We start from the raw sequence: 279 nt of genomic DNA on the forward strand, positions 1-279 counted from the left end.
GAAGACACCGTTGCAGCCGGCAACGTGTTGACCAATGACAGCGATGTCGATAACACCCTGAGTGTCGCGACCTTTACCGTCGCTGGTGTGACGGGTTCCTTCACCGCCGGCCAGACCGCGACCATTGAAAATGTCGGTACGCTGACTATCGGTGCCAACGGCGACTACAGCTTCACCCCGGACGCCAACTACAACGGCGCCGTGCCGCAAGTCAGCTACACCACCAACACCGGCTCCACCAGCACCCTGGATCTGAACGTCACCCCGGTCGACGACGCG

At 61.3% G+C, this 279-nt stretch carries 1 protein-coding gene; it reads left to right on the forward strand.

The window, feature by feature from the left end:
* On the forward strand, positions 1-279 hold a 279-nt coding region (locus tag KW848_RS31485; RefSeq protein ID WP_218539194.1), incomplete at both ends, for a cadherin-like domain-containing protein.

Origin of the sequence: Pseudomonas sp. PDM25 (assembly GCF_019219045.1) — a bacterium.
Taxonomy (GTDB): domain Bacteria; phylum Pseudomonadota; class Gammaproteobacteria; order Pseudomonadales; family Pseudomonadaceae; genus Aquipseudomonas.